Annotated in this window: 23 protein-coding genes; 11 read left to right on the plus strand and 12 right to left on the minus strand. The window is 73.7% G+C overall.

Annotated elements, in window-relative coordinates; all coding sequences use genetic code 11:
• Positions 1-133 precede the first annotated feature (133 nt).
• A complete protein-coding gene (locus ABZ490_RS47915; RefSeq protein ID WP_359005806.1) occupies positions 134-424 on the minus strand; it encodes a hypothetical protein in 291 nt (96 codons plus the stop codon).
• A 116-nt stretch (positions 425-540) separates the two neighbouring features.
• Complete coding sequence (locus ABZ490_RS47920) at positions 541-780, minus strand: chaplin (protein WP_359005809.1); 240 nt, start codon at positions 778-780, stop codon at positions 541-543.
• Positions 781-1,242: 462 nt separating this feature from the next.
• Between ABZ490_RS47920 and ABZ490_RS47925 the strand changes: the two genes are divergently transcribed.
• The 8 genes from ABZ490_RS47925 to ABZ490_RS47960 all read left to right on the plus strand — a co-directional run bounded on the left by ABZ490_RS47925 (position 1,243) and on the right by ABZ490_RS47960 (position 10,672).
• The gene (locus tag ABZ490_RS47925) at positions 1,243-2,418 is read left to right on the plus strand and encodes a glycosyltransferase (RefSeq protein ID WP_359005812.1); all 1,176 of its coding nucleotides are present in this window, start codon (positions 1,243-1,245) and stop codon (positions 2,416-2,418) included.
• Positions 2,419-2,480: 62 nt separating this feature from the next.
• Positions 2,481-3,845 (plus strand): exopolysaccharide biosynthesis polyprenyl glycosylphosphotransferase, encoded by a 1,365-nt coding sequence (locus ABZ490_RS47930; RefSeq protein WP_359005869.1) that lies wholly within the window; start codon positions 2,481-2,483, stop codon positions 3,843-3,845.
• 8 nt (positions 3,846-3,853) lie between these two features.
• Complete coding sequence (locus ABZ490_RS47935; protein WP_359005815.1) at positions 3,854-5,332, plus strand: O-antigen ligase family protein; 1,479 nt, start codon at positions 3,854-3,856, stop codon at positions 5,330-5,332.
• A gap of 68 nt (positions 5,333-5,400) precedes the next feature.
• Positions 5,401-7,002, plus strand: a complete 1,602-nt coding sequence (locus ABZ490_RS47940) for a lipid II flippase MurJ (protein WP_359005872.1) — start codon at positions 5,401-5,403, stop codon at positions 7,000-7,002.
• 34 nt (positions 7,003-7,036) lie between these two features.
• Positions 7,037-7,723, plus strand: a complete 687-nt coding sequence (locus ABZ490_RS47945; protein WP_359005875.1) for a polysaccharide deacetylase family protein — start codon at positions 7,037-7,039, stop codon at positions 7,721-7,723.
• Positions 7,720-8,889 (plus strand): glycosyltransferase, encoded by a 1,170-nt coding sequence (locus ABZ490_RS47950; RefSeq protein WP_359005818.1) that lies wholly within the window; start codon positions 7,720-7,722, stop codon positions 8,887-8,889. Before ABZ490_RS47945 ends, ABZ490_RS47950 begins: the two co-directional genes overlap by 4 nt.
• Positions 8,886-9,536, plus strand: a complete 651-nt coding sequence (locus ABZ490_RS47955) for a lipopolysaccharide biosynthesis protein (RefSeq protein ID WP_359005821.1) — start codon at positions 8,886-8,888, stop codon at positions 9,534-9,536. The genes ABZ490_RS47950 and ABZ490_RS47955 overlap by 4 nt, the downstream gene beginning before the upstream one ends.
• The gene (locus tag ABZ490_RS47960) at positions 9,533-10,672 is read left to right on the plus strand and encodes a GNAT family N-acetyltransferase (RefSeq protein ID WP_359005824.1); all 1,140 of its coding nucleotides are present in this window, start codon (positions 9,533-9,535) and stop codon (positions 10,670-10,672) included. The genes ABZ490_RS47955 and ABZ490_RS47960 overlap by 4 nt, the downstream gene beginning before the upstream one ends.
• Before the next feature lie 25 nt (positions 10,673-10,697).
• Here ABZ490_RS47960 and ABZ490_RS47965 read toward each other — a convergent pair whose 3' ends face one another.
• Entirely contained in the window at positions 10,698-12,113 is a 1,416-nt protein-coding gene (locus ABZ490_RS47965; protein ID WP_359005827.1) for a glycosyl hydrolase, read from the minus strand.
• Positions 12,114-12,264: 151 nt separating this feature from the next.
• Here ABZ490_RS47965 and ABZ490_RS47970 point away from each other — a divergent pair, with 151 nt between their 5' ends.
• Entirely contained in the window at positions 12,265-13,548 is a 1,284-nt protein-coding gene (locus tag ABZ490_RS47970) for an ATP-grasp domain-containing protein (RefSeq protein WP_359005830.1), read from the plus strand.
• Positions 13,549-13,611: 63 nt separating this feature from the next.
• Here the strand turns inward: ABZ490_RS47970 and ABZ490_RS47975 are convergent, their stop codons facing one another.
• From ABZ490_RS47975 to ABZ490_RS47985, 3 genes are all read right to left on the minus strand, one after another.
• Positions 13,612-14,787: a hypothetical protein gene (locus ABZ490_RS47975; RefSeq protein WP_359005833.1), complete on the minus strand. Its 1,176-nt coding sequence runs from the start codon at positions 14,785-14,787 to the stop codon at positions 13,612-13,614.
• 106 nt (positions 14,788-14,893) lie between these two features.
• Entirely contained in the window at positions 14,894-15,121 is a 228-nt protein-coding gene (locus ABZ490_RS47980) for a chaplin (RefSeq protein WP_359005836.1), read from the minus strand.
• Between the two features lie 185 nt (positions 15,122-15,306).
• Positions 15,307-15,714, minus strand: a complete 408-nt coding sequence (locus tag ABZ490_RS47985; RefSeq protein WP_359005839.1) for a rodlin — start codon at positions 15,712-15,714, stop codon at positions 15,307-15,309.
• Between the two features lie 228 nt (positions 15,715-15,942).
• On the opposite strand from ABZ490_RS47985, the gene ABZ490_RS47990 reads away from it, so the two are divergent.
• Together ABZ490_RS47990 and ABZ490_RS47995 are read left to right on the plus strand one after the other, a co-directional pair.
• Positions 15,943-16,350: a rodlin gene (locus tag ABZ490_RS47990; protein WP_359005842.1), complete on the plus strand. Its 408-nt coding sequence runs from the start codon at positions 15,943-15,945 to the stop codon at positions 16,348-16,350.
• A gap of 190 nt (positions 16,351-16,540) precedes the next feature.
• Positions 16,541-16,945 carry a rodlin gene (locus tag ABZ490_RS47995; RefSeq protein WP_359005845.1) on the plus strand — a complete coding sequence of 135 codons (405 nt, stop codon included), beginning with the start codon at positions 16,541-16,543 and terminating at the stop codon, positions 16,943-16,945.
• A gap of 67 nt (positions 16,946-17,012) precedes the next feature.
• On the opposite strand, the gene ABZ490_RS48000 is transcribed toward ABZ490_RS47995, so the two are convergent.
• The 6 genes from ABZ490_RS48000 to ABZ490_RS48025 form a co-directional block, all read right to left on the minus strand.
• Positions 17,013-18,932: an AMP-binding protein gene (locus tag ABZ490_RS48000; RefSeq protein WP_359005848.1), complete on the minus strand. Its 1,920-nt coding sequence runs from the start codon at positions 18,930-18,932 to the stop codon at positions 17,013-17,015.
• Between the two features lie 81 nt (positions 18,933-19,013).
• Entirely contained in the window at positions 19,014-20,531 is a 1,518-nt protein-coding gene (locus ABZ490_RS48005) for a von Willebrand factor type A domain-containing protein (RefSeq protein WP_359005851.1), read from the minus strand.
• 111 nt (positions 20,532-20,642) lie between these two features.
• Positions 20,643-21,497: an ABC transporter permease gene (locus ABZ490_RS48010; RefSeq protein WP_359005854.1), complete on the minus strand. Its 855-nt coding sequence runs from the start codon at positions 21,495-21,497 to the stop codon at positions 20,643-20,645.
• Positions 21,494-24,133 (minus strand): alpha/beta fold hydrolase, encoded by a 2,640-nt coding sequence (locus tag ABZ490_RS48015; protein WP_359005857.1) that lies wholly within the window; start codon positions 24,131-24,133, stop codon positions 21,494-21,496. The genes ABZ490_RS48010 and ABZ490_RS48015 overlap by 4 nt, the downstream gene beginning before the upstream one ends.
• Positions 24,134-24,251: 118 nt before the next feature.
• Entirely contained in the window at positions 24,252-25,646 is a 1,395-nt protein-coding gene (locus ABZ490_RS48020) for an APC family permease (protein WP_359005860.1), read from the minus strand.
• A gap of 226 nt (positions 25,647-25,872) precedes the next feature.
• Positions 25,873-26,640, minus strand: a 768-nt coding sequence (locus tag ABZ490_RS48025; protein WP_359005863.1) for an aldehyde dehydrogenase family protein, incomplete at its 5' end; no start/stop codon positions are given.

Genomic DNA, 26,640 nt, shown 5'->3' on the forward strand with positions numbered 1-26,640 from the left:
CGCGACCTTACAAGCGCCGTGGCGGGCGGCCGGGGTGTTCTCACCCGACCGGGGGACGCCTCGGAGGTGCTCCACACGAACGAGGGACGCCGGTCCCGTCCGTACGGGACCGGCCCCGCGCAAAGGGGGTGGGTCAGCCGTTCAGGGGAAGCCCGCCGAGCAGCTTGGTGTGCTGGTTGAGGGCGCCGGCCGCGCCGTTGACCGCGTTGAGCAGGGAGCCCTTGTTCTCGGTGTCGAGCGCGTTCGACTGCTGCTGGAGCGGCATCACGTCCCGGGCGGTGAGATCGCCCTTGGTGAGGGTGTTCACGGCGCCGTTGAGGCTGGTGGGCGTGAGGTCGGCGGTGTCGTGGGCGAACGCGGGTGCGGCGGCGCCGGCGAGGACGACGGACCCTGCGACGACGACGGCGGCCTTGAGGGACTTCATCGGGTTCCTTCCGAGATCAGAGGGGTCAAAGAGGTAAGTGATCAAAGGGGGCGGGCGACGCCGAACGGCCGCTCTCCCGGGGGAGGGCGGCCGTTCGACGAGGACGTGAGGTGACGTCAGTCGTTGACGCAGGTGTTCCCGAAGGCCGGGTTCAGCAGGCCCACGATGTCGACGGTGTTGCCGCAGACGTTGACCGGGATGTGGATCGGGGCCTGGATGACGTTGCCCGAGAGCACGCCCGGGGAGTGCTCGGCGACACCGCTCGCGCCGCTGTCGGCGGCGGCGATGCCGGAGGCGCCGGCGACGGCCGCAGCGGCAACGGAGGTCAGGACCAGGCCCTTCGCGATACGCGACATGGAGAAGTGCTCCTTGGGGTTTTGACTTGGGGTGTTGACACCCATCACCCGGGCGGGGATGCCCGGCGCTGTGTCAACGCGCTGCGCCGCCCGGGGTTGTGCCGCCAAAGGAGTGAACTGATTCGCCCATGCGCTCGATGACACCCGGGTCGCGCCGCTCCCGCCCCGGCCCGCGGCGAGCCGGTCTGCCCATCCGACGATGTGTTGAACACGGTGATCAGCGGGCCGGGGCGGCTCCGGCGGCGCACGTCCCGGCGCACACCGGCGTCGTGGGCCGTTGCGGTGACGTGTTCGATCTCGGCGCGGGTTGCGGCCCGGTGGTGACCAGCGGACGTTCAGGCTCGTTTTCCACCGGGACGCGGCGTGGACCGGGGGCGCTCTTCGCGGCCACCGGGACACGGACGAAGCAGTCGGCGCGTTCCGGCCCGTCCCGAGCGCCACCGTGAGCGAGGAAAACCCGCGATGCACCAGCCAGAACCCGACGTCGGAACCCGGGTCCTGCATCTCACCCAGCCTGTGGACGGCGGCGTGGCCCGCGTCGTCACCGACCTGACGCGGGCCCAGCTCGCCGCCGGGCTGCACGTCACCGTGGCCTGCCCCGACAGCCCCCTCGCCGACGGCCTGCGCGCCCTGGGCGCCGAGGTGCGGCGCTGGGAGGCGACCCGGTCCCCCGGGCCCTCGCTGCCGGGTGAGGTACGACGGCTCGTACGCCTGCTCGACCAGGTACGCCCCGCGCTGGTGCACGCCCACAGTGCGAAGGCGGGACTGGCCGGCCGGCTCGCCGTGCGGGGGCGGATCCCGACGGTGTTCCAGCCGCACGCCTGGTCGTTCGAGGCGGTCGGCGGGGCCACCGCCGCGCTCGCCCTGCGGTGGGAGCGGTTCGGGGCGCGCTGGGCTGGCCGGCTGGTGTGCGTGAGCGAGGCCGAGCGCGCGACCGGGCTCGGCGCGGGAATCACCGGCCGGTGGAGCGTCGTCCCCAACGGCGTGGACACCGAGCGGTTCCACCCCGGCGCGGGCGACGGCGTACGCGCCGCCCTCCTGCCGGAGGTCGACCCGGCCGCGCCGCTCGCGGTGTGCGTCGGACGGCTGTGCCCGCAGAAGGGGCAGGACGTACTGCTTCAGGCCTGGGCGGACGTCGTACGGCGGCTGCCCGCGGCGCGGCTCGTGCTCGTCGGGGACGGGCCGGACGCGGAGCGGCTGCGGGCGGCGGCACCGGAGTCGGTGCTGTTCGCGGGGGCCGTCGACGACACGGTCCCCTGGTACCGGGCCGCCGACCTGGTGGTGCTGCCCTCCCGCTGGGAGGGCATGGCGCTGGCCCCGCTGGAGGCGCTGGCCTGCGGGCGGCCGGTGGTGGTGACCGAGGTGGACGGCGCGCGCGAGAGCCTGCCGCCCGCGCTCGTCCCCCGCTGTCTGGTGCCCGCCGGCGATCCGGCGGCGCTGTCCGGGGCCGTCGCCGCGCTGCTGTCCGACGCGCCGCTGCGGGCCTCGCTCGGCGAGCGGGGGCGCCGTCACGTCCTGTCCACGCACGATGTGCGGCGCACGGCGGCCGCGGTCGCGGACGTGTACCGCGACCTGCTCCGTCCCGGGCCCGCGCCCCAGGTCGTGCCCACCGAGTCCAGGGAGTCCATCCACCCGTGACTGCGGAAAGTACTGCGCAATCGACCGTCGCCCCGACCGGCGTCCAGGGCGGCTATCCGCCCCTGTCCGTCATCCCCCGGCCGGAAAGCACCGGCGCGGGCCTCCGATTCCCGGCCCGGCGTCCCCCGGTCCGGGCCGCCGCGCCCCCGCTGCTGCTGCTCGCCGACGGCCTCGCCGCGCTGGCGGGCGGGGCGGTGCTGCTCGGGGCGGGCCACCACCGGGCCCTGATGGCCGTGCTGGCGGCACTGGCCTTAGCGGTGCGGCCCCGGCGGCAGCCGGCCGTGCGCGGCGTGCTGGACGAGCTGCCCACCCTCTGCGGCCGGGTCACGGTGGCCTGGCTGGCACTCGGGGCGCTCGCCGCGGCCTGGCACCCCGGGCACGCGCTCACCGCGCACACCCTGGCCACCGGCTTCGCCGCACAGGTCCTGACCGCCTGTGCCGGGCGGGCGCTCGTGCATCTGCGGAGCCGCCGGGCGATGGTCCGGCATCCGCGCGCCGCGCTCGTCATCGGGCCCGCCGCGACCGCCCAGCGGGTGGCCGCCGCGCTGCTGCGCCATCCGCGGTGCGGGGTGCGGCCGGTGGGCGTGGTCGCGGAGCGGCCGGACGGCCCCGACGGGCTGCCGGTGCTGACCACCGGCCAGGAGGTGCAGCGGGCCCTGATCCAGAACGGCGTCCGGGACGTGCTGTGCGTCCACCCCGCCGTCCGCTCCAAGCAGGGCCCCCTGCTGCGGGCGCTGACCGCTTCCGGTTGCACGGTGTGGGAGGTCGACGCCGACTCGCCCTCGTACACCGGCCGGGAGCAGCTCGCCGGGTTCGCCTGCCGCCGGCTGGACCTGGGGTCCGGGCGGCGGGACAGTCCCGGCAAGCGGCTGCTCGACGTCCTGGTGTCGGGGACGCTGCTGCTGCTGATCAGCCCGCTGCTGCTGGTGTGCGCGGCGGTGCTGCGCTGCACCGACGGGCCGGGGGTGGTCTTCCGTCAGGAGCGCATCGGCAAGGACGGGCTGCCGTTCACGCTGCTGAAGTTCCGCACGCTGCGGCCGGTCGACGAGCACGAGTCCGCGACCCGGTGGAACGTGGCCGGGGAGGTGCGGATGAACCCGTTCTGCCGGTTCCTGCGCAAGAGTTCGCTGGACGAGCTGCTCCAGTTGTGGAACGTGCTGCGGGGCGACATGAGCCTGGTCGGGCCGCGTCCGGAGCGGCCTTTCTTCGTCGGCCAGTTCAGCCAGACGTATCCCGGTTACGCGGCGCGTCACCGGATGCGGGTCGGCATCACCGGGCTCGCCCAGGTGTACGGGCTGCGCGGCGACACGTCGATCGAGGACCGGGCGCGCTTCGACAACGCGTACATCGACAACTGGTCGCTGTGGCAGGATGTGTGCATCCTGGTGCGCACCGCGGCCGCCCTCGTGCGACCGACCGGGAGCTGAGCCCGCCCATGACGTATGTGCTGCCTCTGCCGGGTGCCGCCCGGTCCGTGTCGCCGGTGCTGCCGGTCGTCGCGGTGATCGCCGTGCTGGCCCTGCCCGTCGCGCCCGGCGGGGAGGGCGGGGCCGGGCCGGCGGACGCGGTCTCCGCGCTCGTCGTGCTGTTCTGCCTGGTCCGGCTGGTACGGCAGCGGCGGCGCCCGCTGTCCCGTACGGCCGCGGTGGTGCTGGGGCTGCCGGTGGCGGGGCTCGCGCTCGCCGCGGCGGGGGCGTCCTCGCCGGGCGAGGGGCTGACCGGGCTCGGCCGCTATCTCCAGGTGTTCGTGCTGGTGCCGGCGGCGGTGCTGCTGCTCGTCCGGGACCGGCGTGATCTGCGGGTGCTGGCCTGGGCGTTCGTGGCGCTGGCGGGCTGGCAGGGCGCGGTGGGCGTCCATCAGTTCGTCACCGGGACCGGGGCCTCGTACCAGGGGGAGATGATCCGCGCGGTCGGCACGTTCGGGCCGCAGGACGTGATGGGCATGGCGACGGTGGTGTCGTTCGGGCTGGTCTGCGCGGTGGGGCTGGCGCTGGGCCGGACCTCGGCACGGCGGCGGACGGTCGCCGCACTGGCCGCCCTCCTGCTGTGCGTCCCGCTCGCGCTGTCCTTCAGCCGGGGTGCCTGGATCGCGACCGCGGTGACCTGCTCGGTGCAGCTGGTGCTGGCCGGGCCGGTGCGGGCGCTGAAGGTGGGGGCGGTCGGGGTCGCGGCCGGGGTGGTGCTGGTCGGCGGGTTCGGGGTGGGCTCGGCGATGCTTCAGGAGCGGGTCGGCAGCATCACGCAGGTCACGGACGCGCCGGACCAGTCGGTCACCGACCGGTACACGATGTGGGCGGCGGCGGTGGGCATGTGGCGCGAGCATCCGCTGACCGGGGTCGGACTGAAGGGATTCCCCGAGCACCGCGACGCGCACGCCTCGCTCGCGCTGTCCTCCGGCAGCGACACGGACGGCGCGGGCTCCGGCTTCGTACGGCAGCCTCTGCTGTCCCCGCACAACATGTATCTGCTGGTCCTCAGCGAGCAGGGCCTGATCGGCCTGCTGGCCCTCGCCGGGGGCTGGCTGGCACTGCTGCTCCTCGCCCTGCGCGGCCTGCTCCGGGCCCGCCGCACCGGCCCCGGCCTGGACTGCGCCCTCACGGCCTGCGGCCTGCTGGTCTGGCAGCTCGTGGACTTCATGTACGCCGATATCGGCGGCCCCTCGACCGTCCTGACCGCCGTGGTCCTCGGCCTGGTCGCGTGGTGGGCGCTGACGGGCGGCGAGGCCGCGGCGGGGGTCCGGGGCCCGGGGGCCGGGGAGGCCGCGGCGGGGGTCCGGGTCTCGGGGGCCGAGGAGAGCGCGGCGGATGCGCTGGTGCCACCGGCCGGGAAGGCCACGGCGAGCGCGCGGGCACCTCGCGGCGAGGAGACCCCGGTGGGGGCTCAGGAAGTGGGAACCGGGGAGGGTGGGGCGTGAAGGTGAAGGTGTTGTCCGGGCGGGGCGGGCGGCGTGCGGGGCGGGCCGGTGGTGGTGCGGTCGTGCCGGTGGCTCGGGGTGGTGGGGAGGCGGGGGGCAGTGGGAGTCCCCCGGTCTCCGGGGGGTTTCTCGCCAAGGCCGCGCTCGTCACCGCCGTGCTCTCGGTCGCCGGGTCGCTGCTCGGGCTGGTCCGGGACCAGGCGCTGGCGCGGCTGTTCGGGGCGGGCAGTGACACGGACGCCTTTCTCGTGGCGTGGACCGTGCCGGAGTTCGCGGCGACCCTGCTCATCGAGGACGGGCTGGCGTTCGCGCTGATCCCCGCGTTCAGCATGGCGCTGGCCCGGCGGGCCCAGGGCGCCCCCGGCGATCCGGTGCGCGCCCTGGTCGCGGGCACGCTCCCGCGGCTGTCGCTGGCGTTCGTCGCGATCGGCGCCCTGCTCGCCGGCATCGCCCCCCAGCTGGTCGGGATCCTCGCCCCGGGGCTGCCCGACCCGGCGCTCGCCGTGGACTGCACCCGGCTGACCGCGACCTGTGTGGTGAGCTTCGGACTCGCCGGATACTGCAGCGCCGCCCTGCGCGCGCACCGGCGGTTCGTGGCGCCCGCGGCGATCTACGTGGCGTACAACGTCGGCATCGTCACCGGGATGTTCGCGCTCGGCGGGCGGTGGGGGGTGCGCTCGGCGGCGGCCGGGGTCGCGGTCGGCGGGGTGCTGATGGTTCTCGTACAACTTCCCTCGCTGGTAGGGCAGTTGAGGAAGGGAGCCGCCGCTTCCCGGGAGGCCGCCGGGGAGGAGCCCCGGCCGCTGGACACCGCGCTGCTGACCACCGTGCTGCTGTTCGCCCTGTGCCGGCAGTCGCAGGTGCTCATCGAGCGGTTCCTCGCCTCGAACCTGCCCGCCGGGGCGATCTCGCACCTCAACTACGCGCAGAAGGTCGCGCAGATGCCGATGATCCTGTCGGTGATGGTCTGCACGGTCACCTTCCCGGTGGTCGCGCGGGCGCTGGCCGAGGGGGACACCGAGCGGGCCCGGACCCGGGTGGAGCGGGACCTGTCGCTGGCCGCGTGCATCGTGCTGCTCGGCACCGCCGCCGTGGTGGCGTGCGCCCCGCAGATCATCGAGATCCTCTTCCAGCGGGGCGCGTTCACCGCGCGGGACACCGCGGCCACGGCCGGGGTGATGCGGGTGTACGCGCTGGGGCTGCTCGGCCAGACCCTGACCGGCGTCCTCGTCCGCTCCTACTTCTCCGGCGGCCGCGGCCGCTGGTACCCGGTGGGTGCGATGGCCACCGGGATCCTGGTGACGTCCGGCGTCGGCGCGCTGAGCGTGGGCCCCTGGGGGGTGTACGGGATCGCCGTCGCCAACGCGGCCGGCATCACCGTCACCGCGCTGGTCCTGCTGGCCGGGACGGGCCCCCGCAGCGTCCCGCTGCGTACCCGGGCCGTCCTGCTCGAACTCGGCCGCCCGGTCCTCGCCGCGCTGTTCGCGACCGTGGCGGGCCTCCTCGTCACCGGCCGCTGCACGGGCACCCTCACGGGGCTCGTCGCCGGCGCGCTCACCGTGACCGCCGTCTTCGCCCTGCTGGGCCGGGCCCTGGGCGTCCAGGGCGTCGCCCGCGCACTCCGTTCCGTACGTTCCGCGACCCGGAGGAACTCCCTTGGCCGCTCCTGACCCCACCAGACGCACCTCCGTCCCCTGGGTGGCGATGTACCACTCGGTGACCGAGGACCGCGCCGACGACCCGTACCGCGTCACCATCACCCCCGAGCGGCTGGACCGGCAGCTCGCCTGGCTGGCCCGGCGGGGCCTGCGAGGCGTCTCCATGGCCGAGCTGCTCGCCGCGCCCGCCCCCGGCGGACTCGTCGGCCTCACCTTCGACGACGGGTACGCCGACTTCCTCACCCACGCCCTGCCCGTCCTGCGCCGCCACGGCTGCACGGCCACCCTCTTCGTGCTGCCCGGCCGGCTCGGCGGCGACAACGCCTGGGACCCGCTCGGCCCGCGCAAACCGCTGCTCACCGCCGACGGCATCCGGCAGGCCGCCGCCGAGGGCGTCGAGATCGGCTCGCACGGCCTCACCCACCTCGACCTCACCCGCGCCGACGACCCCACCCTGAAGGCGGAGACCGCAGGCAGCCGCGACGCCCTCGGCGAGCTGCTGGGCACACCGCCCGCCGGCTTCTGCTACCCCTACGGCACGATCGACCGGCGGGCCGTGGACGCCGTGCGCGACGCCGGTTACACCTACGCCTGCGCGATCGACCCCGGCCCGCTCACCGGCCCGTACGCCTTCCCGCGCGTCCACGTCGGCCAGAACGACACCTCCGCGCGCCTCTTCCTCAAGTACCGGCTGCACCCGCTGCGCCGCCGCCGGGTCGAGGCGCAGCGGTGAGGGTCCTGCACATCATCACCGGCCTCGGCGTGGGCGGCGCCGAGCAGCAGCTGCGGCTGCTGCTGCCGCATCTGGCGGCCGACTGCGACGTCGTGACCCTGACGAACCCGGGCGCGGTGGCCGACGGGCTGCGGGCCGACGGGGTCCGGGTCACCGACCTCGGGATGCGCGGCAACCGCGACCTGGCCGCGCTGCCCCGCCTGGTGCGGATCATCCGGGCCGGCCGCTACGACCTCGTCCACACCCATCTCTACCGGGCCTGCGTCTACGGCCGCCCCGCCGCCCGGCTCGCCGGGGTGCGGGCGGTCGTCGCCACCGAACACTCCCTGGGCGGAACCCAGTTGGAGGGCCGGCGGCTGACCGCCGGGGTCCGGGCGCTGTATCTCGCCAGTGAGCGGCTCGGCCGCGCCACGGTCGCGGTCTCCCCCGCGGTCGCCGGGCGGCTGCGCGGCTGGGGCGTGGCGAACACCCGGATCGCGGTGGTGCCCAACGGCATCGACCTGGCCCGCTTCCGCTTCGACGCGGCCGCCCGCGAGCGGGCCCGCCGACAGCTCGGGCTGCCGCGGGACGCGTACGTCGTCGGCGGCATCGGGCGGCTGACCGCGGGCAAGCGCTTCGACGTCGCCGTCCGCGCCCTCGCCGGGCTGCCCGCCGACTCCCGGCTGCTGCTGGTCGGCGGCGGCCCCGAGGAGGAGGCGCTGCGCCGCCTCGCGCGGCAGGCGGGGGTCGGGGACCGGGTCCTGCTCACCGGCGAACGCCCCTACGATCCCGACGGCACCCCAGGACCCGATCTGCCGTCCCTCGTCTGCGCGATGGACGTGCTCGTCTCCCCGTCCCCCGAGGAGACCTTCGGACTCGCCGTGGTCGAGGCGCTGGCCTGCGGACTCCCCGTGCGCTACGCCTCCTGCCCCGCCCTCGACGGCCTCACCGTCCCCGGCGCCCACCGGGTCACCGGCGGCACCGAGGCGTTCGTCCGCGCGCTCACCGAGGCCCGCGCCGCACCCCCCGGCCCGCGCACCGCGCCCGACGCGGCCCACCGCTACGACATCGCCCGCAGCGCCGGCCGGCTCATGGACGTGTACACGGCCGCCGTCACCGGACGGCCCCTGCCGTCCCCCGCCTCCGCCGACGCTTCCCCGACACCCCAGGGAGTCAGTTCCGCATGACCTCGCATCCCCGCCGCCGGCCCTCCGCCCTCCGTCGCGCCAGGTCGCTCCCGCCGTGGTCCCTGCTGGCCGCCGGAGTCGTCGCCGGCGGTCTGGCCGGCGGCGCGTACGGCGCGCTCACCCCGCCCGAGTACACGGCCACCGCGTATGTCGTCGCCGTCCCCACCGAGAAGTCCGACCCGGCGTCCGCGCTGGGCTTCGCGCAGGCCTACGGGCGGGTCGCCACCCAGCTCGCGGTGCTCGGGGACGCCGAGTCGGCGGCGGGGGTGCCGGCCCGCACACTGCAGCGCCATGTGACGACGGCGACCTCCCCGGACGCCCCGATGGTCGCCGTCACGGCCACCGCGCCGCGCGCCGCTCTGGCCGCCGCCATGGCCAACGCGGTGTCCCGCTCCCTGACCGAGCGCGCGCTGAGCACCCGCAGCACCACCAACGTCGAACTCCAGCAGTTCGCCCGCGCGGTCGCGCCCACCGACCCGTCCTCGCCGTCCCCGGCGCTGACCTCCCTCGTGGGGGCGAGCGCGGGCGGGCTGCTCGGCGGGCTGGTGCTGCTGGTCCGGCCGCGACGGGAGCGGGAGACGCCGGGCGCCGCGACCGCCGTACCGGCCCCGGCCGCGCGGGACGACGTACTCCATGGAGCGCTGTGAAACCGCCGTACGCCACCGGACTCGCCACCGGACTCGTCACCGAACTCATCACCGGGGAGCGGGACTTCGCCGGGCTCGCGCCCGCCTGGGACCGGCTCTACCGGCGGTGCGCGACGGCCACCCCGTTCCAGAGCCACGCCTGGCTGCACTCGTGGTGGCTGTCGTACGGCACCCCCGGCCGGCTGCGTCTGCTCGTGGTCCGCGACGGCGCCGAACTGCTCGCCGTCGCCCCGCTGATGGCCCTCCGCCGCCCGGTGCCCTCGCTGGTCCCGCTGGGCGGGGCGATCTCCGACTACGCGGACGTCCTCGTCGACGACGGCCGCGGCGAGCGGGCCGTCACCGCGCTCACCGAAGGCCTCGCGGCGGCCGCCCGCACGGCCGTCATCGACTTCCGCGAGGTCCGGCCGGGCAGCGCGGTCGAGCAGGTCTACGAGCGCTGGCGCGGGCCGCGGCGGCGGGTGGGCGACTCGCTGTGCCTGGAGCTGCCGGCCCTGCCCATGGACGAGCTGGTCGCCCGGCTGCCGTCGGCGAAGGCCCAGCGGGTGCGGGCCAAGCTGCGCAAGCTGACCGCGCTGGGCGTGGAGCGGCACGCCGTACGGCCCGACGAGGTGGACGCGGCGCTGCACCGGCTCCTCCACCTGCACCGGTTGCAGTGGCAGGGCCGCAAGGTGACCGGGGAGCATCTGCGGCCGCGCTTCTGCGAGCACCTGGTGCGCTCGGTCGGCCCGATGGTGCGCTCGGGCAACGCGGTGGTCACCGAGTTCCGGCTGGACGACGACGTGGTGGCCGTCGATCTGACCCTGCTGTCGCAGCGGCTGGCGGGCGGGTACCTCTACGGTGCCCATCCCCGGCTGCGGGAGCGCAAGGCGGACGTGGCGGTGATGCTGCTCGACGCGTGCGCCGAGCACGCGCGGGACGGGGGGCGGGCCGCGCTGAGCCTGCTGCGCGGCGACGAGCCGTACAAGCATCACTGGCGGCCCGAACCCGTCGTCAACCAGCGGCTGCTGCTGGCCCGGCGGCGGACCGCCCCGCTGCTGTCGGCGGTCGTCTGCGACGTGGCCGCCCGGCGGCGGGGCAAGGAACTGCTGCTGCGCTGGGAGCGGCGGAAGGAGCGCGCCGGTGGCGGGGGGACCTGACGGGGTCCCGCCCGCCCCGGTCGGTTCAGCGGGCGGGCGACCACCAGCCGAGCCGCAGACAGAGCCGGCCGCCGAGCCGGCTCTCCAGCCACTCCCCGAGCACGATCGGCGTGCAGGTGTCCGGGCGCCGGGGGGACGTGGGCGCGGTCGGGGCGGTCGAGGCGGTCGGGGTCGCGGGAGCCACGATGGTCTCGGAGGTCTCGGAGGTCTCGGGGAACTCGGGGGACTCGGGGGACAGGAGGGAGCGGTAGACCGCGGACGAGAGCGGGTTCCTGCGGCACTGCCACACCCCGTGCGGGCAGTAGTCGGTCAGCGTGTTGTAGAGGGCTCCGTGCCGGTCCATCCAGTCGAGCATGCGGCGCATGTACTCCGCGTTGTCGCCGTTGCGGAACAGTCCCCATTCGGGATACGAGACGGGCTTGCCGTGCGTCCGGGCGAAGTCGACGTGCTCCTGGAGGCCGAGCGGCTCGGACACCTGCTCGTCGAAGGAGAGCCCGCTCGGCTGGTCGTAGGCGTCCATGCCGATGATGTCGACCGTGCCGTCCCCGGGGTAGCACTCCGTCCACGGCACGGCGTCCCGGCCCCGGGTGGGCGCGAAGTCGAAGCGGAACCGCTGGTCCGGCACCGCGCGCATGGCGGTGACGATCCGGTTCCAGTACGCCTTCCAGGCCTCGGGGTCCGGGCCGCAGCGGTGGGTGTACGTCGTGCCGTTCATCTCCCAGCCGAGCACGATCACGGTGTCCGGCACCCCGAGCCCGACCAGCCGCTCGGCGAGGGCACGGAAGTGGTGGTCGAACTCCCCGGCCGCGCCCCGCTGGAGCAGATCGCGGACCTCGGGGTCGGAGACGCCCTCCTCGTTGCGTTCCAGCATGGGCACGTTGAGGACGAGCATCCGGTCGTCCTTCTCCCGCCGCCAGTGCGCCCATACGTCGAGGAAGCCGGGCGGGCCCTCGATGTTCCGCCACTGGTCACCCGGCAGATAGGTGTGCCCGACCCGCAGCTCGGCCCCGCCCAGCCAGGCGCTGAGCTGGGCGATCCGGGCCACCCCGCGCGCACCGAAGTCGAGGTAGGCGCCGAAGGCGGGGGTGGGGACGGGGGCGGGGGCGGCGGCAGAGGCAGAGGCAGAGGCAGAGGCGGACGCGGACGCGGAATCCGTCGGAGGGGCAGGGGTGGGTGTGGCCGCCGGGTCGGGGGACTCGGTGTCCCCGGTCGCGGTGGTCGCGGTGGTCGGGGCGGCGGGGACGGGTGGGGGTGGCGGCTGGGTGCCGGGGTCCTGCGGGGGTGCCGCCTGTTCGGTCTGCGCCGGTGTCGTGCTCGGCACCGGGTCGGGGTCGGCGACGGCGGGTCCGGGGCCGGAAGCCAGGGCCACCGACACCGCGGCCGCCGTGACGACGGCGAGGGCCGGCCGCCGGGACCGGGCGCGTCGCTGCTGTGAGGCCATGCCGGCTCCGTCCTCCCTGCGGGGGATGAAATTGCCCTACTGATACGTAGTCATATGAAAGTCATACAAAAAGATGTGCCGCCACCGTCGTTACGGCTTTCGAGTGCCCTGCTCGCCCGAACCGGTGATCCGGCCCCACCACAGGAGCGCAATGCCCGTGTCGCTGCTCGACACCCGCGTCCCCGCCGTACTGCTGCGGATCGACCGGAACCCCTTCCACCACGGAACCCTCGGCGCCGTACGCTCGCTCGGCCGGGCCGGGGTCGAGGTGCACGTGGTCGCCGACGCGACGGGAAGCCCCCTGGGCCGATCCCGTTTCGTACGCCAGCTGCATCCCCCGCCGCCGCCCGGCGCCGCGCCCGCCGACATCGCCGCCACCCTGCTGCGCGTGGCCGCCCGCATCGAACGGCCCGCCGTACTGATCCCCATGGACGACGCGGGCGCGGTCGCCGTGGCCCGGCTGCGCGAGGAACTGGCGTCCGCCTGCCTGCTGCCGCAGCAGCCCGGCGCGCTACCCGAACAGGTCGCGGACAAGGCCGAGTTGGCCGCGCTGTGCGCCACGGCCGACGTACCGCACCCCGAGACGGCCGTCCCCGACAGCGCCGAGCAGGCCGTCCGGGCCGCAGGGCGCCTCGGGCTGCCGCTGGTGGCGAAATGGAGCCGGCCCTGGCTGCTGCCGGCCGGCAGCGGACTGCGCAGCACGGTCGTGGTGCGCTCCGCCCAGGACGCGCGCCGGCTGTATCTGCGCACCGAGGAGGCCGGCAGCCGGCTGCTGCTCCAGGCCTTCCTGCCGCCGGGCCCGAACCGGGACTGGTTCTTCCACGGGTACGCCGACCGCCGCGGCGCGCTGCACGGCGGCGGGACGGGGCGAAAGCTGTGCGCCTGGCCGCGCGGGGCCGGACTGACGGCGGTGGGTGAGTGGACCGAGAACCCGCAGGTCGGCACGCTCGCCGAACGGCTCGTCGACACGCTCGGCTACCGGGGCGTCCTCGACCTGGACTTCCGCCGGTGCGGCCGGACCGGTGCCTATCACCTGCTCGACTTCAACCCCCGTCCCGGCGCGCAGTTCCGGCTCTTCGCCGACGCGGCCGGACTGGACGTCGTACGCGCCCAGCATCTGGATCTGACCCACCGTCCGCTGCCGGCCGGGAAGCCGTTGCCGGGGCGGACCTTCGTGGTCGAGAACTATGCGCCGCTCGCCGCGCTGCGGCCGGCCCCGCAGGGCCGTGAACTGGCCTGGTACGCCGGGGACGACCCCGCCCCCGGACGGGCGATGCGGCGGCTGTGGTGCGCCCATGTCACCCGGCGCCTGCGGGACCGCCTCCCCCGCTCCGGTCCGCCGGGTGCCCGCCCCGGCCTGCTCGGCCGGGTGCCCACGCCCTCGACGCTGCCCTCGGCGGAACAGACGGACGACGAGAAGGCGGGCAGCCGCTGACGGGCCGTACGGGATCCGTGCGGCGCGGGTGCCGGGCGCGCGGGCGTCCGGCACCCGGCGCGGTCACCGGCGGGAGGCGGTCCGGCCTCGCCGGTACAGGACGGCACCGCCGGCGATCAGCGCGGCGCTGACCCCCGTGGCCGCCAGCATCGCCTCACTGCCGGTGTGGGACAGCTCCGGCGGCTTGTGGGGCGGGTAGGCGTGCTCCGGCGGGGTGGTGTGCGGGGGCTTGGTGGGGGGTGGGGTGGTGTGCGGGGGCTTGGTGTGCGGGGGCTTCGTGTGCGGGGGGTGCGAGCCGTGGCTGGAGTCGTCGTGCCCCTGCCCGTAGCCGGAGCCGCCGTTGCCGTGGTCGCCGTAGCCGGAGTCATGACTGGGCTTGCCGTGACCGGGCTTGCCGTGGTCACCGTGGCCGGGCTTCTCGTGGCCGGGCTTGTCATGGGTGGGCTTGCCGTGACCGGGCTTCTCGTGGCCCGGCTTCTCATGGCTGGGCTTGCCGTGACCGGGCTTGCCGTGGTCACCGTGGCCGGGCTTCTCATGGCCGGGCTTGTCATGGGTGGGCTTGCCGTGACCGGGCTTCTCGTGGCCCGGCTTCTCATGGCTGGGCTTGCCGTGACCGGGCTTCTCATGGCCCGGCTTCTCGGAGCCACCGTGGCTGGGGCTTTCGTGATCGCCGTAGCCGGGCTTCTCGTGACCGGGCTTCTCGTGACCCGGCTTCCCGTGGCCCGGCTTCTCATGGCCCGGCTTCTCGTAGCCACCGTGGCTCGGGCTCTCGTTCCCGCCGTAACCGGGCTCCTCGTAGCCAGGCTTGTCATGCCCCGGCTTCTCGTAGCTCGGCTTGTCGTAGCTCGGCTTGTCGTGGCCAGGCTTCTCATAGCCCGGCTTCTCGTAACCCGGCTTCTCGTGACCAGGCTTCTCGTGACCAGGCTTCTCATGGCCCGGCTTCTCATAACCCGGCTTCTCGTGGCCGCCGTGGTCCGGCTTCTCGGAGCTGCCGTGGTCGGAGTCCTCGTCGCCGTAGCCCCGGTGGGCGGAGTCCTGGTTGCCGGACGTCGACGTCTCGTGGGTGTGGCTCGTGGGCACGGCCGCCTCGGGCGCGTCGGGGCTGCTCGCCACCACGCCCGGCGCACTCGTGGCCGTACCGTCCTCGTGCGTGTCCGCGACGGCGGTGCCTCCGCACAGGTACAGGATGCTCGTCGCGGCGGCGGCCGCGACCATCCCCTTTCTCAGGGTCTGTCGCACTCTCGTTGTCTTCCTGCTCGAAGAAGTGGGAAGGCCGGCCCCGGAACGCGTGGAAGCTGTCCCGGGACCGGCCTCGGCCCAGCCGGAGGGCTGGGGTGGCGTGGCGTCAGCCGTTGCTGCAGTGGTTGCCGATGGCCGGGTTCACCAGCCCGATCACGTTGAGCGTGTTGCCGCACACGTTGGCGTTCACGTCGATCGGGATCTGGACCACGTTCCCGGACAGGAAGCCCGGGGAGTTGACGGCGACACCGGTGGTCTCGTTGTCGGCGAACGCGGGAGTGGCGGCGCCCAGGGCCAGCACCAGGCCCGCGACGACAGCGGCACTCTTCTTCATGAAATTTCCCTTCTCTGCGGCCATGCCTCGTTGACGGTCGGAACCGACAGGCTGCACACGAGTGATTGACGGCAAGGGAAAGCCGCGAACACATATGATCGTGCTATTCACTCGAATGTCTTCATATAAAAAGCCGGACGGCCCGCACCGAGGCGCGGGCCGTCCGGGACGGGTGGTGCCGGCCGTCAGCCGTTCTGCACGCCGTTGCCCGAGAGCGCGGAGATGTCGTCCAGGATGTGCGACGCCGGCTCGTCACCCTTGGCCTGGGTGGAGTTCTCGGCGCACTGCTGGTTCTGCGCGGCGGAGAGGACCGGGATGTCCTGGGTCGCGATGCCGGCGAGGCCGATCCCGCCCGCGTTGAGCTTGGCCGGCAGGCCGATGCAGAGCTTGTTCAAGGAGCTCTGGACCAGCGTGGCCTGGGGGCTCATGTCGCCCTTGGTCACGGAGTTGCCGAACGCCTCGCGCGCGCCGTTGCCGCTGGCGGAGGTGGTGCCGGCGTCGTCGCCGATGGCAAGCGCCTGAGGCGCGACCGCCGCCGACACACCCACGACGGAAGCGGCGACCGCCGCCACGGCCATTGCCTTCTTCAGCATTTCGCTTTTCCTTTCCGGGCCCCGGCTCCGACGCCGGGACCATGTGTCTGCGCCCGACTCAACCCAGGCTGCGGGAAATGGTTGCGGCGCTTCACTCAATAGGAGTTCAGCCCTCCCGGCATTCCTCAGAGAAATAGGCCGTCGGAGTGAACAGCAGCAACCAAACACGGCGGGGGCGGTTGATCAGATCGCTCCGATGGCCGGGGTTTCTCCAGAAGGGACTAGCAAGTGATCAAGAAGGTACTGGCCACCGCCGCGGTCGCCGCTTCCGTCATCGGCGCCGGCGCCGCTGCCGCAGCTCCGGCGTTCGCCATCGGCAACGACAGTGGCACGACCTCCGCCAGCGGCAACGGCGCCAGCCAGTCGTTCGGCAACTCGGCCACCTTCGGCAACATGAGCCCGCAGATGGCCCTCATCCAGGGTTCCCTGAACAAGCCCTGCATCGGCCTGCCGGCCAAGCTCAACCTGGGCGGCATCGGCGCCGCCGGCGTCGCGCTCCAGGACATCCCGATCCTGTCCGCCCCGCAGAACCAGCAGTGCGTCGAGAACTCCACCCAGGCCAAGGGCGACGAGCCGCTGTCGCACATCCTGGACGACATCTCGCTGCTCGCCGGCAACGGTGCGGGCAACCACTGACGTTCCACCACGACAGCGGGTCACCGAGCATCGGCGACCCGCTGTTTCGGTGCGGGAGCGAGGGGCGCACGCCTCTGCCCGCCCAATGCGCTACTCCAATCGGGGCAAACTGCGCAACATTCCCCAGGGTCCGCGCGTTGACGATCATGCAGCTCCTCCCCCGGAGTCCGCTTTGCGAAAGGGAAAGAACATGAAGAAGCTGTGGGCAACCGCGGCCGTCGCCGCGTCCCTGGCCGGTATCGCGGTCGCCTCGGCGCCGCAGGCCCTGGCCATCGGCGACGACAGCGGCACCACCTCCGCCAGCGGCAACGGTGCCTCGCAGGAGTTCGGCAACTCGGCCACGTTCGGCGACATGAGCCCGCAGCTCTCGCTGGTCCAGGGTTCGCTGAACAAGCCCTGCATCGGCCTGCCGGCCAAGCTCAACGTGGGTGGCATCGGCGCCGCCGGCGTCGCGCTCCAGGACATCCCGATCCTGTCCGCCCCGCAGAACCAGCAGTGCGTCGAGAACAGCACCCAGGCCAAGGGCGACGAGCCGCTGTCGCACATCCTGGACGACATCTCGGCCCTCTCGGGCAACGGCGTCCAGAACGGCTGACGCTCAGCAGTCCGACGTACCGCCGCGGCGGGTCACCGGTTCTCCGGTGGCCCGCCGTTCGCGTGCCTCACCTGCGGTACAGGTCCTCTATCTCCCGCGCGTACTTCTCCGTCACCGCGTGCCGTTTCACCTTCAGGGACGGGGTGAGCAGGCCGTTGGCCTCGCTGAACTCGCCCTCGACCAGGGTGAAGGCGCGGATCGACTCGGCGCGGGAGACCGCCTCGTTGGCGTAGTCGACGGCCCGTTGGACCTCGGCGCGCATCCGGGGGTCGCGGGCGAGTTCGGCGAGCGGGGTGCCGGTGGGCAGCTTGCGGACCGACAGCCAGTGGGCGACCGCGTCGGGGTCGAGGGTGATCAGGGCGCCGACGAAGGCGCGGTTGTCGCCGACGACCAGACACTGGCCGACCGGGGTGCGGCTGCGCAGCCGGTCCTCCAGGACGGCCGGGGAGACGTTCTTGCCGCCCGAGGTGACCAGCAGGTCCTTCTTGCGGCCGGTGATGGTGAGGTAGCCGTCCTCGTCGAGGGCGCCGAGATCGCCGGTGGCGAACCAGCCGTCGCTGAGGACCTCGGCGGTGGCGGCCGGGTTGTTCCAGTAGGCGGGGAAGACGACCCCGCCCCTGATCAGGATCTCTCCGTCGTCGGCGATGCGAACGGCGGTGCCGGGGACGGGCCGGCCGACCGTGCCGGGCCGGGGTCCGAGCGGGGGGACGAGGGTGGCGGCGGCGGTGGTCTCGGTGAGGCCGTAGCCCTCGTAGACGACGATGCCGGCGGCGTAGAAGAACAGGCTCAGGGTGCGGTCCAGCGGGGAGCCGCCGCTGATGGCGTACCGCATCCGGCCGCCGAGCTCGCTGCGGATCCGGCGGTAGACCAGCAGGTCGTACAGGGCCCAGGCGGCGTAGAGGCCGGGGCCGGGGCCCCTGCCGCCGTCGAGGAACTTCCGCAGGTACGCCTCCGCGAAGCGCACGGCGATGCGTTCGGCGCGGTCGAAGGAGGCGCCGCGGCCGATCTTCTCGGCGGTGGCGCGGCCGGTGTCGTGGATGCGCTCGAAGAGATAGGGCACGCCGACCAGGAAGGTGGGCCGGAACTCCTTGAGCGCGGGCCGCAGTTCGTCGGGCTTGACGCTCGGGAAGTGACCGGTCTCGATCCGGGCCATCAGGCAGGCGATCTGGAGCGTGCGGCCCATGATGTGGGCGAGGGGCAGGAACAGGAGGGTGGAGGCGGTCTCTCCGGTGACCTCCTTGAAGATCGGGTGGAGCAGTTCCAGGAGGTTGGCCGCCTCGGCGTGCAGATTGGCGTGGGTGAGGACACAGCCCTTGGGGCGGCCGGTGGTGCCGGAGGTGTAGCAGAGGGTGGCGGTGGTGTCGGGGGTGAGGGCGGCGCGGCGCTTGGTGACCTCCTCGTCGGGGAGGTCCCGGCCGAGGGCGGTGAGGGTGCCGACGGCGTCCGCGTCGAGTGCGAGGATCCGCGGGGGCCGGGGGTGGTGGGCCGTGCCGGTGGTGGCCGTCGCCGCGTTCTCGGCGTTCTCCACGACGACGAGCGTGGCGCCGGAGTCGCGGACGATCCAGTCGACCTGGTCGGCGGAGGAGGTGGCGTAGACCGGCACGGTCACTCCGCCGGCCGCCCAGACGGCGAAGTCCACGAGGGTCCACTCGTAGCGGGTGCGGGACATGATCGCGACCCGGCCGCCCGGTTCGAGGCCCTGGGCGATCAGGCCCTTCGCCACATCGGTGACCTCGGCGGCGAAGACGATGGCGGCCACCGGCCGCCAGTCGTCGCCGTGCCTGCGGCGCAGCACCACCGCGCCGGGGTCCTCGGCCGCGTTGGTGAACGGCAGGTCGGCGATGCTGCCCGTGGTGGGCGGCTCCACCAGGGGCGCGGTGCGTGCCTCGCGTACGGCACCGGAGGCGTCCCGGGTCACCTCGACACGGGTGCGGGAGGCGAGGTCGGTGCGTCGCTTCGCCCGCTTCAGATCCTTGCGTACGCCCATGACGGCTCCCGTGTCGTGGTGCGGCTGGCGGGTGTGGGTGGCTGGTACCGGTGGGCCAACTTACCCGCAAGTAAGGAAAATTCAACGCCTGCGGTCCAGGTCCGGGTCCAGGTCCGGGCCTCCGATGCGGTCGGCCTCGTCGATGGCGCGGGCGAGGAGGCGTACGTCCTGGTCCTCGGTGCGGTCGGCCAGGGCGTGGGCGCGAGCGGACAGTTCGGTGAGGGAGGGGGCGTCGGGCAGCGGGGTCCCGGTGTGGCGGAGGGTGTCGGCGAAGTAGGCGGCCGTCGCCGTGACCTGGAAGCGGGCGGGGGCCGTGGACAGCGCGTCGTGGAGGGCGTCGGCGGTCAGGCTGCCGGTGTTCTCGTGCGGGGTGCGGGTCTCGGGGTCGAGCCAGTGGACGGTGGCGGTGGCGAGGCGGCCCTCGGCGCCGGGCCGGGTGCGCACGGCGTAGAGGGCGGTGACGGTGTGGCCGGGGCCGACCTCGCCGCCGTCGACCGAGTCGTCGCGGAAGTCGTCGTCGGCGACCGCGCGGTCCTCGTAGCCGACGAGCCGGAAGTCGGTGACCGTGTCGGGGTCGAAGTCGACCTGGGCCTTGGCGTCGCGGGCGGTCAGCTCGATGTTCTGCGGGAGGTCGGTGCAGAACACCTCGCGGGCCTCGTCCTCGTCGGAGACGTAGACGGTGTGGCCGTCGCCCTTGTCGGCGAGCCGTTCCATGAGGGCGTCGCCGTAGTCGCTGCCGACGCCGACGCCGAAGAGGGTGATGCCGTGTTCGCGGCGGTCGGTGCCGATGCGTTCCAGGATCGCGTCGGCGTCGGTGTCGCCGGTGTTGGCGAGGGCGTCGGAGACCAGGACGACCCGGTTGGTGGCGCCCTCGCGCAGCCCGTCCACGGCGGTGTCGTAGCCGGTCTCGACACCGGCGCCGAGGTTGGTGGAGTCGTCGGGCTTCAGCCGGTCGATCGCGTCGTGCACGCGGGCGCGGTGGTCGCCGAGGCGGGTCATCGGCAGGACGGTCTCGGCGTCGGCGCTGAAGGTGACGATCGCGACGGAGTCGTCGTCGCGCAGCCGGTCGGTCATCGTGTCCAGGGCGTGCCGGGCGAGGTCCAGCCGGCCCGGTTCGCCCATCGAGCCGGAGACGTCCACGACGAAGGTGAGGGCGGCGGGCGGGCGGTCGCTCTCGTCGTCGGCGGCCCTGGTGGCGAGGCCGACGCGGACCAGGGACCAGTCGTCGTCGCCGGTGCGGGCGCCGTCCACGGTGACCGAGAAGCCGTTGCCGTCGGGGCGGTCGTAGTCCTGGCGGAAGCTGTTGACGAACTCCTCGGGGCGGACCGTGGACGGGTCGGGCAGCGCGCCGTCGGCGAGGGTGCGGCGGGCGTAGCCGTAGGAGGCGGTGTCGACGTCCAGGGCGAAGGTGGAGAGGTGGTCGCGGGCGGCCTCGTCGCCGTCCGCCTCGGTGGCGGGTGCGCTCGGTGCGGGGAAGGCCTCGCTGCCCCGTGCCGCCCCGTCGGAGGCCTTGCTGCCCGAGGAGTCGGCGGCGGCGCAGCCGGTGAGCAGCAGTGCGGTGGCGAGGGTGAGCAGTACGGGTGTCCGGTGGGTTCTCATCGTCCGTGCCCCCTGTGTCCGTCGATGTCTGTGACTGTGACGGGACAGGGGGCCGGAACGTGCGGCCCGGGAGGTTGCGGGCCGGTTGCGAATCGGTCTACGGCACGCGGCCTACGACACGATGTCCTTGCGGGCGAACCCCCGGAAGGCCAGGGCGAACAGGACGAGGGCGTAGGTCACGGAGACGGCCGTGCCCTGGAGCATGCCGGACCACTCGGGGCTGGGCTGGACGGCGTCGGCCCAGGCGAACTGCCAGTGGGCGGGCAGGAAGTCCCGCCAGTCGCCGAGGGCGGTGACGGCGTCCAGGACGTTGCCGATGATGGTCAGTCCGACCGCGCCGCCGACCGCGCCGAGGGCGGCGTCGGTCCGGGTCGACAGCCAGAACGCGAGCCCGGCGGTGACGAGTTGGGACACGAAGACGTATCCCACGACGACCACCAGGCGCTGCGCCGCGGTGACCGCGTCGAGCGTGCCGCCGGTGGGCAGCTCCAGCGGTCCCCAGCCGTAGGCGGCGGTGCCGACGGCGAGGGCGACGAGCGGCAGCAGGATCATCGCGGCCAGGCTGAGCGCGAGGCCGACGACGAGCTTGGACCACAGCAGCCGGGCCCGCGGCACGGGGGCGGCGAGCAGATAGCGCAGGGAGGACCAGCCGGCCTCGGAGGCGACCGTGTCCCCGCAGAACAGGGCGACCGGGATGACCAGCAGGAAGCCCGCCGACACGAACAGGTTGACGGCGGCGAAGTTGCCGGCGGAGGCGGTCGCGGTGTCCATCAGGGTCACCGTGTTGTTGCGGCCGCCCGGTTCGCCGCCGACGGCGAACGCGATCAGCAGCACGAACGGCAGGGCGGCGAGGATGCCGCCCATGACGATCGTGCGGCGGCGCTTGAGCTGGCGGGCCAGTTCGACGCGCAACGGCAGGGTGCGGCCTGGCTGGTAGCCGGAGGCGACCTCGGTGAGCGTGCTCATGCGGAACCTCCGATCAGGGTGAGGAAGGCGTCCTCCAGGCGGCGGTGCGGGCCGACCGACTGCACGGGCACGTCCAGCCGGACGAGTTCGGCGACCAGGCGCTGGGCGCTGCCGTCGGCGTCGAGCCGTACGAGCAGGCCCTCGTCGGTGCGGTCCGCGGAGGCGATGCCGGGCAGGGCCGCCACCTTCTCCAGGACGGGCTCCTCCACCGGGGCGGCGGTGCCGACCAGGAGGGTGTCGCCGGAGCCGACGATCGCGCCGACCGGGCCGGCCTGGACGAGCCGGCCGCGGTCCATGACGACGAGGTGGGTGCAGGACTGTTCGACCTCCGCCAGGAGATGGCTGGAGACGATCACCGTGCGTCCGGCGGCCGCGTACCGGATCATCACCTCGCGCATCTCGCGGATCTGCGGCGGGTCGAGTCCGTTGGTCGGTTCGTCGAGGATCAGCAGGTCGGGCAGGCCCAGCATGGCCTGGGCGATGGCGAGGCGCTGGCGCATGCCCTGGGAGTACGTCCGTACGGCGCGGGCCAGGGCGTCGCCGAGGCCGGCGATCTCCAGGGCCTCCTCCAGGTGGGCGTCCTCGGCGGGGCGGCCGGTGGCCTTCCAGTACAGGTCGAGGTTCTCCCGGCCGGTGAGGTGCGGCAGGAAGCCCGCGCCCTCGACGAAGGAGCCGACCCGGGAGAGGACGGGGGCGCCGGGGCGGACGGCGTGGCCGAAGACCCGGATCTCGCCCTCGTCGGGTCCGATGAGGCCCATCAGCATGCGCAGGGTGGTCGTCTTGCCGGCGCCGTTGGGGCCGAGGAGGCCCAGCACCTGGCCCTTCTCCACCTGGAAGGAGAGCTCACGGACGCTGTAGCGGTCGCCGCCCGCGTACTTCTTGCTCAGGCCGGCGATCCGGAGCGGGACCTCGGCCAGCTCCGGGTCGGGGGCGGGCATGGCGGTGCGGCGGCGGCCGGTCAGCAGGAGCAGCAGGGCGACGCCCGCGCCCGCGAGGGGCAGCCACCACACCCAGGAGGGGAGGGGGGCGGCGGCGGTCGTGACGGCGGGGGCCGTCGGAACCCGCAGCTCGCCCTTCAGGGAGACGGTGTACGTCGCCGGGGTGGCCGGGGAGGCGTAGCCGAGGTCGGTGGAGGCGAGGACCAGGCTCAGCCGGTGGCCCTCCTCGATGTCGTGGTCGATCGCCGGGAGGGTGATCGTGACGTCCTTGCCGGCCTTGGCGCCCTCGACGCGGATCGGCGCGACGAGCTGGGAGGGGAGCTGCCGGCTGCCGTCGGGGCCGACGTCGTACACCTTGGCGAAGAGGACGGCGGTGCCGGTGGTGGACTTCACGTGGACGGTGGCGGTCGGGGTGCCGGTGATCCGCAGGGCGCCGGTGAGGGGCGCGGAGTCGAAGGCGGCGTACTGGCCGGGGAAGTCGAGGGAGACGCCGACGCCGAACGCGGAGAGCTGGCCGAGGCCGGAGCCGCCGAGGCCGGGCAGGGCGGAGATGGCGGGCGGGCTGGCGCCGGCCGGGTTGTCGAAGGACTGCTCGCGGCCGGTCAGGGCGATGGACCTGCGGTCGTTCGCCAGGCCCGGGTAGCTGTCGCCGCTCGCGCCGCGCAGCGGGACCGTGCCGTCGGTGGAGTCGACGCCTCCGGTGCGGGTGACGCGGAAGGCGGGGCCGGTGTCGACGCTCTTCCCGCCCTTGAGGTAGCGGTCGAACCAGGCGGTGACGCGGGCCTGGACGCGGCTGCTCTCCAGGTTGCCGCCGTCGTGGCCGCCCGCGATCCAGTCGACGTCCACGGGGGCGCCGTTGGCCTTGATGGCCTTCTCGGCGGCGTCGGCCTGGGCGAGGGTGAAGAGGGAGTCGGCCTGGCCCTGCACGAGGAGGGTGGGGACCTTGATGCGGTCGGCGACGGCGGACGGCGAGCGGGCGTCGAGGAGCGCGCGGGCGGCGGCGTCGGGGGTGCCGGACTCGGCGACCCGCTGGTACATCGTGCACAGCGCGGGCTCGAAGTTGTCGCAGCCGCCGCCGGTGTTGACGAAGATGCCGGCCCACAGCTTCTTGAACACGCCGTCGGGGAACAGGGCGTCGGCGAGGTTCCAGTAGGTGATCGAGGGGGCGATGGCGTCCACCCGGTCGTCGTACCCGGCGGCGAGCAGGGCGATCGCGCCGCCGTAGGAGGCGCCGGCGACGCCGACGCGCGGGTCGCCCTTCTTGTCCAGCTCCACCTCGGGCCGATCGGCCAGCCAGTCGATCAGCTGGGTGACGTCGGCGACCTCGCCCTTCGGGTCGTTCAGCCCGATCTTGCCCGTCGACCTGCCGAAGCCGCGCGCGGACCAGGTCAGGACCGCGTATCCGGCGCGGGCGAGGTCCTCGGCCTGCTGCCGTACGTCGTCCTTGGTGCCGCCGAAGCCGTGCCCGAGGAGGACGGCGGGGCGGCGGCCGGAGCCGCCGGAGGTGAAGTAGGAGGTGTCCAGGCGGACGCCGTCCACGGACATCACCTGATCGCTGTGGTGCACCGCGGGCCGGTCGTCGTCGTCGGCGACGGCCGTCCACGTACCGGCACCGGCGAGTACGACGACGGCGGCCGCGGCGGCGAGGAGCCGTCGTGGCCGCCGTGGTCCTCGCAGACCGGGCAGTCGAAGATCCATGCTTCAACCGTACGGGGTCAACCTGTCGGGGAGTTGTCGACCGGAGGCCGAACCGCCTGCCCTACCAGGGGCGTACGTGCGCCCTCGTACGTACACCAGGCGCGGTACCGGGGCGGTGTCAGGCCTGCGCGTCCTCGGGCAGGGTGACCAGCCAGCGGGTGTCGGGGCGGGGGCGCAGGTAGAGGGCCCAGTACAGGGTGGCGGCGGCGGTGATGCCGCCGGTCCACAGCAGGTAGCTCGTCTCCTGCTGGGTGAGGATGTAGGCGAGTACGGCGATCAGCAGGGCCGGTACGGCGGGCCACAGGGGCATGCGCCAGGCGGGGGTGTGCCGGTGGTGGCCGCGGCGGGAGAGCAGGGCGGCGACCGCGACGAGCAGGTACATGCCGGTCACGGAGACGCCGGTGACGCCGTAGAGGGTGTCGAGGTTCACGAAGCACAGGGCGGCGCCGGGGACGCCGACGGCGAGGGTGGCGACCCAGGGGGAGCCGAAGCGGCCGAGCTTGGCGAAGACACGGTTGACCGGTCCGGGCCAGGCCTGGTCGCGGGCGGAGGCGAACAGGACGCGGGAGTTCTGGATGACCATCACGATGCCGGCGTTGATGATCGCCAGGGCCACGCAGAGGCTGACGAAGGTGCCGACGGCGGAGTTCGACCAGGCGGTGACCATGGAGCTGATGTCGCCGCCGGTGAGCTGGGCGAGGTCCGAGGCGCCGAAGGTGATGGCGACGACCGGGACCAGGATGATCACCGAGGAGATGGCGAGGGTGGCGAGGACGGTGCGGGCGACGTTGCGGCGCGGGTGCTCCAGCTCCTCGGAGAGGTAGACGGCGGTGGAGAAGCCCTGGGTGACGAAGAGGGCGATGGCGAGACCGGAGACGACCAGCATCGCGGTGACGGTGTCGGTGCCGCCGTGGGCGTCCGCGACCTGCATCGAGACCAGGCTGCCGGGGCCGCGGTGGCCGTGCGCGAAGCCCAGGACGGCCACGACGGCCGCGGCGATGACCTCCAGGACCAGGAAGACGCCGGTGATCCAGGCGTTGGCGCGCAGGTCCAGCAGTCCGGCGAGGGTGGCGAGCAGCATGACGCCGGCGCCCGCGAGGGCGGGGTCGAGGTGGACGACCGGGGCGAGGTAGTCGGCGGTGCCCATCGCGATCACCGGCGGGACGATCATCACGACCAGCAGGGAGAGGACGAAGACCAGCCAGCCGGCGAGGCGTCCGGCCAGCGTCGACACCATGGCGTACTCGCCGCCCGCGCTGGGGATGAGGGTGCCCAGCTCCGAGTAGCAGAACGCCACGGCGATACAGAGCAGCGAGCCGATCGCGATCGTGAGGGCGGTCGCGGTGCCGAGCGAGCCGAACAGATCCGGGACGACCACGAAGAGGGTGGAGGCGGGGGTCACGCACGAGAGGGTCAGCAGGGTTCCGCCCACCACGCCGATGGAGCGCTTGAGCTTCTGAGGGCCGTGGGGCGCGTCGACGACGGTGTCGACGGGGCGGAGCGTGTCGGTCATGCGCGGTTCCGATCGCCAGGGGCAGCAGATTGCGCTGATGGAATCCCAACGAAAACCAGCGCGTCAATAGCCGTTCACCTACGAAATCCGTAGATCAAAACGGCTTTTGGCCCCGGATACGGCATGCCCGCGCGGGAATTCGCCTCATTCGGCCGTACGGGAACCGTAGGTGCCGGGCACAAAAAAATGGGGCCGTCCGCTATACGGACGGCCCCTGATCCCTGCGTCAGTGGTTGCGGGGGAAGCCCAGGTCCACGCCGGAGGGGGCGTCCGCCGGGTCGGGCCAGCGGGTGGTGACGACCTTGCCGCGGGTGTAGAAGTGCGTGCCGTCGTTGCCGTAGATGTGGTGGTCGCCGAAGAGGGAGTCCTTCCAGCCGCCGAAGCTGTGGTAGCCGACGGGGACCGGGATCGGGACGTTCACGCCGACCATGCCGGCCTCGACCTCCAGCTGGAAGCGGCGGGCCGCGCCGCCGTCCCGGGTGAAGATCGCGGTGCCGTTGCCGAACGGCGAGGCGTTGATGAGCGCGATGCCCTCGTCGTAGGTGTCGACGCGCAGCACGGTCAGCACCGGGCCGAAGATCTCGTCCTGGTACGCCTTCGCCGTGGTCGGCACCTTGTCGAGGAGGGAGATGCCGATCCAGTGGCCGTCCTCGAAGCCCTCGACCGTGAAGCCGGAGCCGTCCAGGACGACCTCGCAGCCCTCGGCCGCGGCACCGGTGACGTAGGACGCCACCTTGTCGCGGTGGACCTTGGTGATCAGCGGGCCCATCTCCGACGTCGGGTCGTTGCCGGGGCCGATCTTGATCTTCTCGGCGCGCTCGCGGATCTTCTCCACCAGCTCGTCGCCGATCGCGCCGACCGCGACGACGGCCGAGATCGCCATGCAGCGCTCGCCCGCGGAGCCGTAGGCCGCGCTCACGGCGGCGTCGGCGGCCGCGTCCAGGTCGGCGTCCGGCAGGACCAGCATGTGGTTCTTGGCGCCGCCCAGGGCCTG

The sequence above is a fragment of the Streptomyces sp. NPDC005811 genome, assembly GCF_040630405.1.
Lineage (GTDB): Bacteria > Actinomycetota > Actinomycetes > Streptomycetales > Streptomycetaceae > Streptomyces.

Bases quoted from the DNA above. Each gene is read 5' to 3' on its own strand.
- ABZ490_RS48015 (WP_359005857.1), bottom strand. From the start codon at position 24,133: ATGGATCTTCGACTGCCCGGTCTGCGAGGACCACGGCGGCCACGACGG.
- ABZ490_RS47935 (WP_359005815.1), top strand. From the start codon at position 3,854: ATGACGTATGTGCTGCCTCTGCCGGGTGCCGCCCGGTCCGTGTCGCCG.
- ABZ490_RS47985 (WP_359005839.1), bottom strand. From the start codon at position 15,714: ATGCTGAAGAAGGCAATGGCCGTGGCGGCGGTCGCCGCTTCCGTCGTG.
- ABZ490_RS47920 (WP_359005809.1), bottom strand. From the start codon at position 780: ATGTCGCGTATCGCGAAGGGCCTGGTCCTGACCTCCGTTGCCGCTGCG.
- ABZ490_RS47995 (WP_359005845.1), top strand. From the start codon at position 16,541: ATGAAGAAGCTGTGGGCAACCGCGGCCGTCGCCGCGTCCCTGGCCGGT.
- ABZ490_RS47955 (WP_359005821.1), top strand. From the start codon at position 8,886: ATGACCTCGCATCCCCGCCGCCGGCCCTCCGCCCTCCGTCGCGCCAGG.
- ABZ490_RS47915 (WP_359005806.1), bottom strand. From the start codon at position 424: ATGAAGTCCCTCAAGGCCGCCGTCGTCGTCGCAGGGTCCGTCGTCCTC.
- ABZ490_RS48005 (WP_359005851.1), bottom strand. From the start codon at position 20,531: ATGAGAACCCACCGGACACCCGTACTGCTCACCCTCGCCACCGCACTG.
- ABZ490_RS47970 (WP_359005830.1), top strand. From the start codon at position 12,265: ATGCCCGTGTCGCTGCTCGACACCCGCGTCCCCGCCGTACTGCTGCGG.
- ABZ490_RS47945 (WP_359005875.1), top strand. From the start codon at position 7,037: ATGTACCACTCGGTGACCGAGGACCGCGCCGACGACCCGTACCGCGTC.
- ABZ490_RS48000 (WP_359005848.1), bottom strand. From the start codon at position 18,932: ATGGGCGTACGCAAGGATCTGAAGCGGGCGAAGCGACGCACCGACCTC.
- ABZ490_RS48020 (WP_359005860.1), bottom strand. From the start codon at position 25,646: ATGACCGACACGCTCCGCCCCGTCGACACCGTCGTCGACGCGCCCCAC.
- ABZ490_RS48010 (WP_359005854.1), bottom strand. From the start codon at position 21,497: ATGAGCACGCTCACCGAGGTCGCCTCCGGCTACCAGCCAGGCCGCACC.
- ABZ490_RS47925 (WP_359005812.1), top strand. From the start codon at position 1,243: ATGCACCAGCCAGAACCCGACGTCGGAACCCGGGTCCTGCATCTCACC.
- ABZ490_RS47980 (WP_359005836.1), bottom strand. From the start codon at position 15,121: ATGAAGAAGAGTGCCGCTGTCGTCGCGGGCCTGGTGCTGGCCCTGGGC.
- ABZ490_RS47965 (WP_359005827.1), bottom strand. From the start codon at position 12,113: ATGGCCTCACAGCAGCGACGCGCCCGGTCCCGGCGGCCGGCCCTCGCC.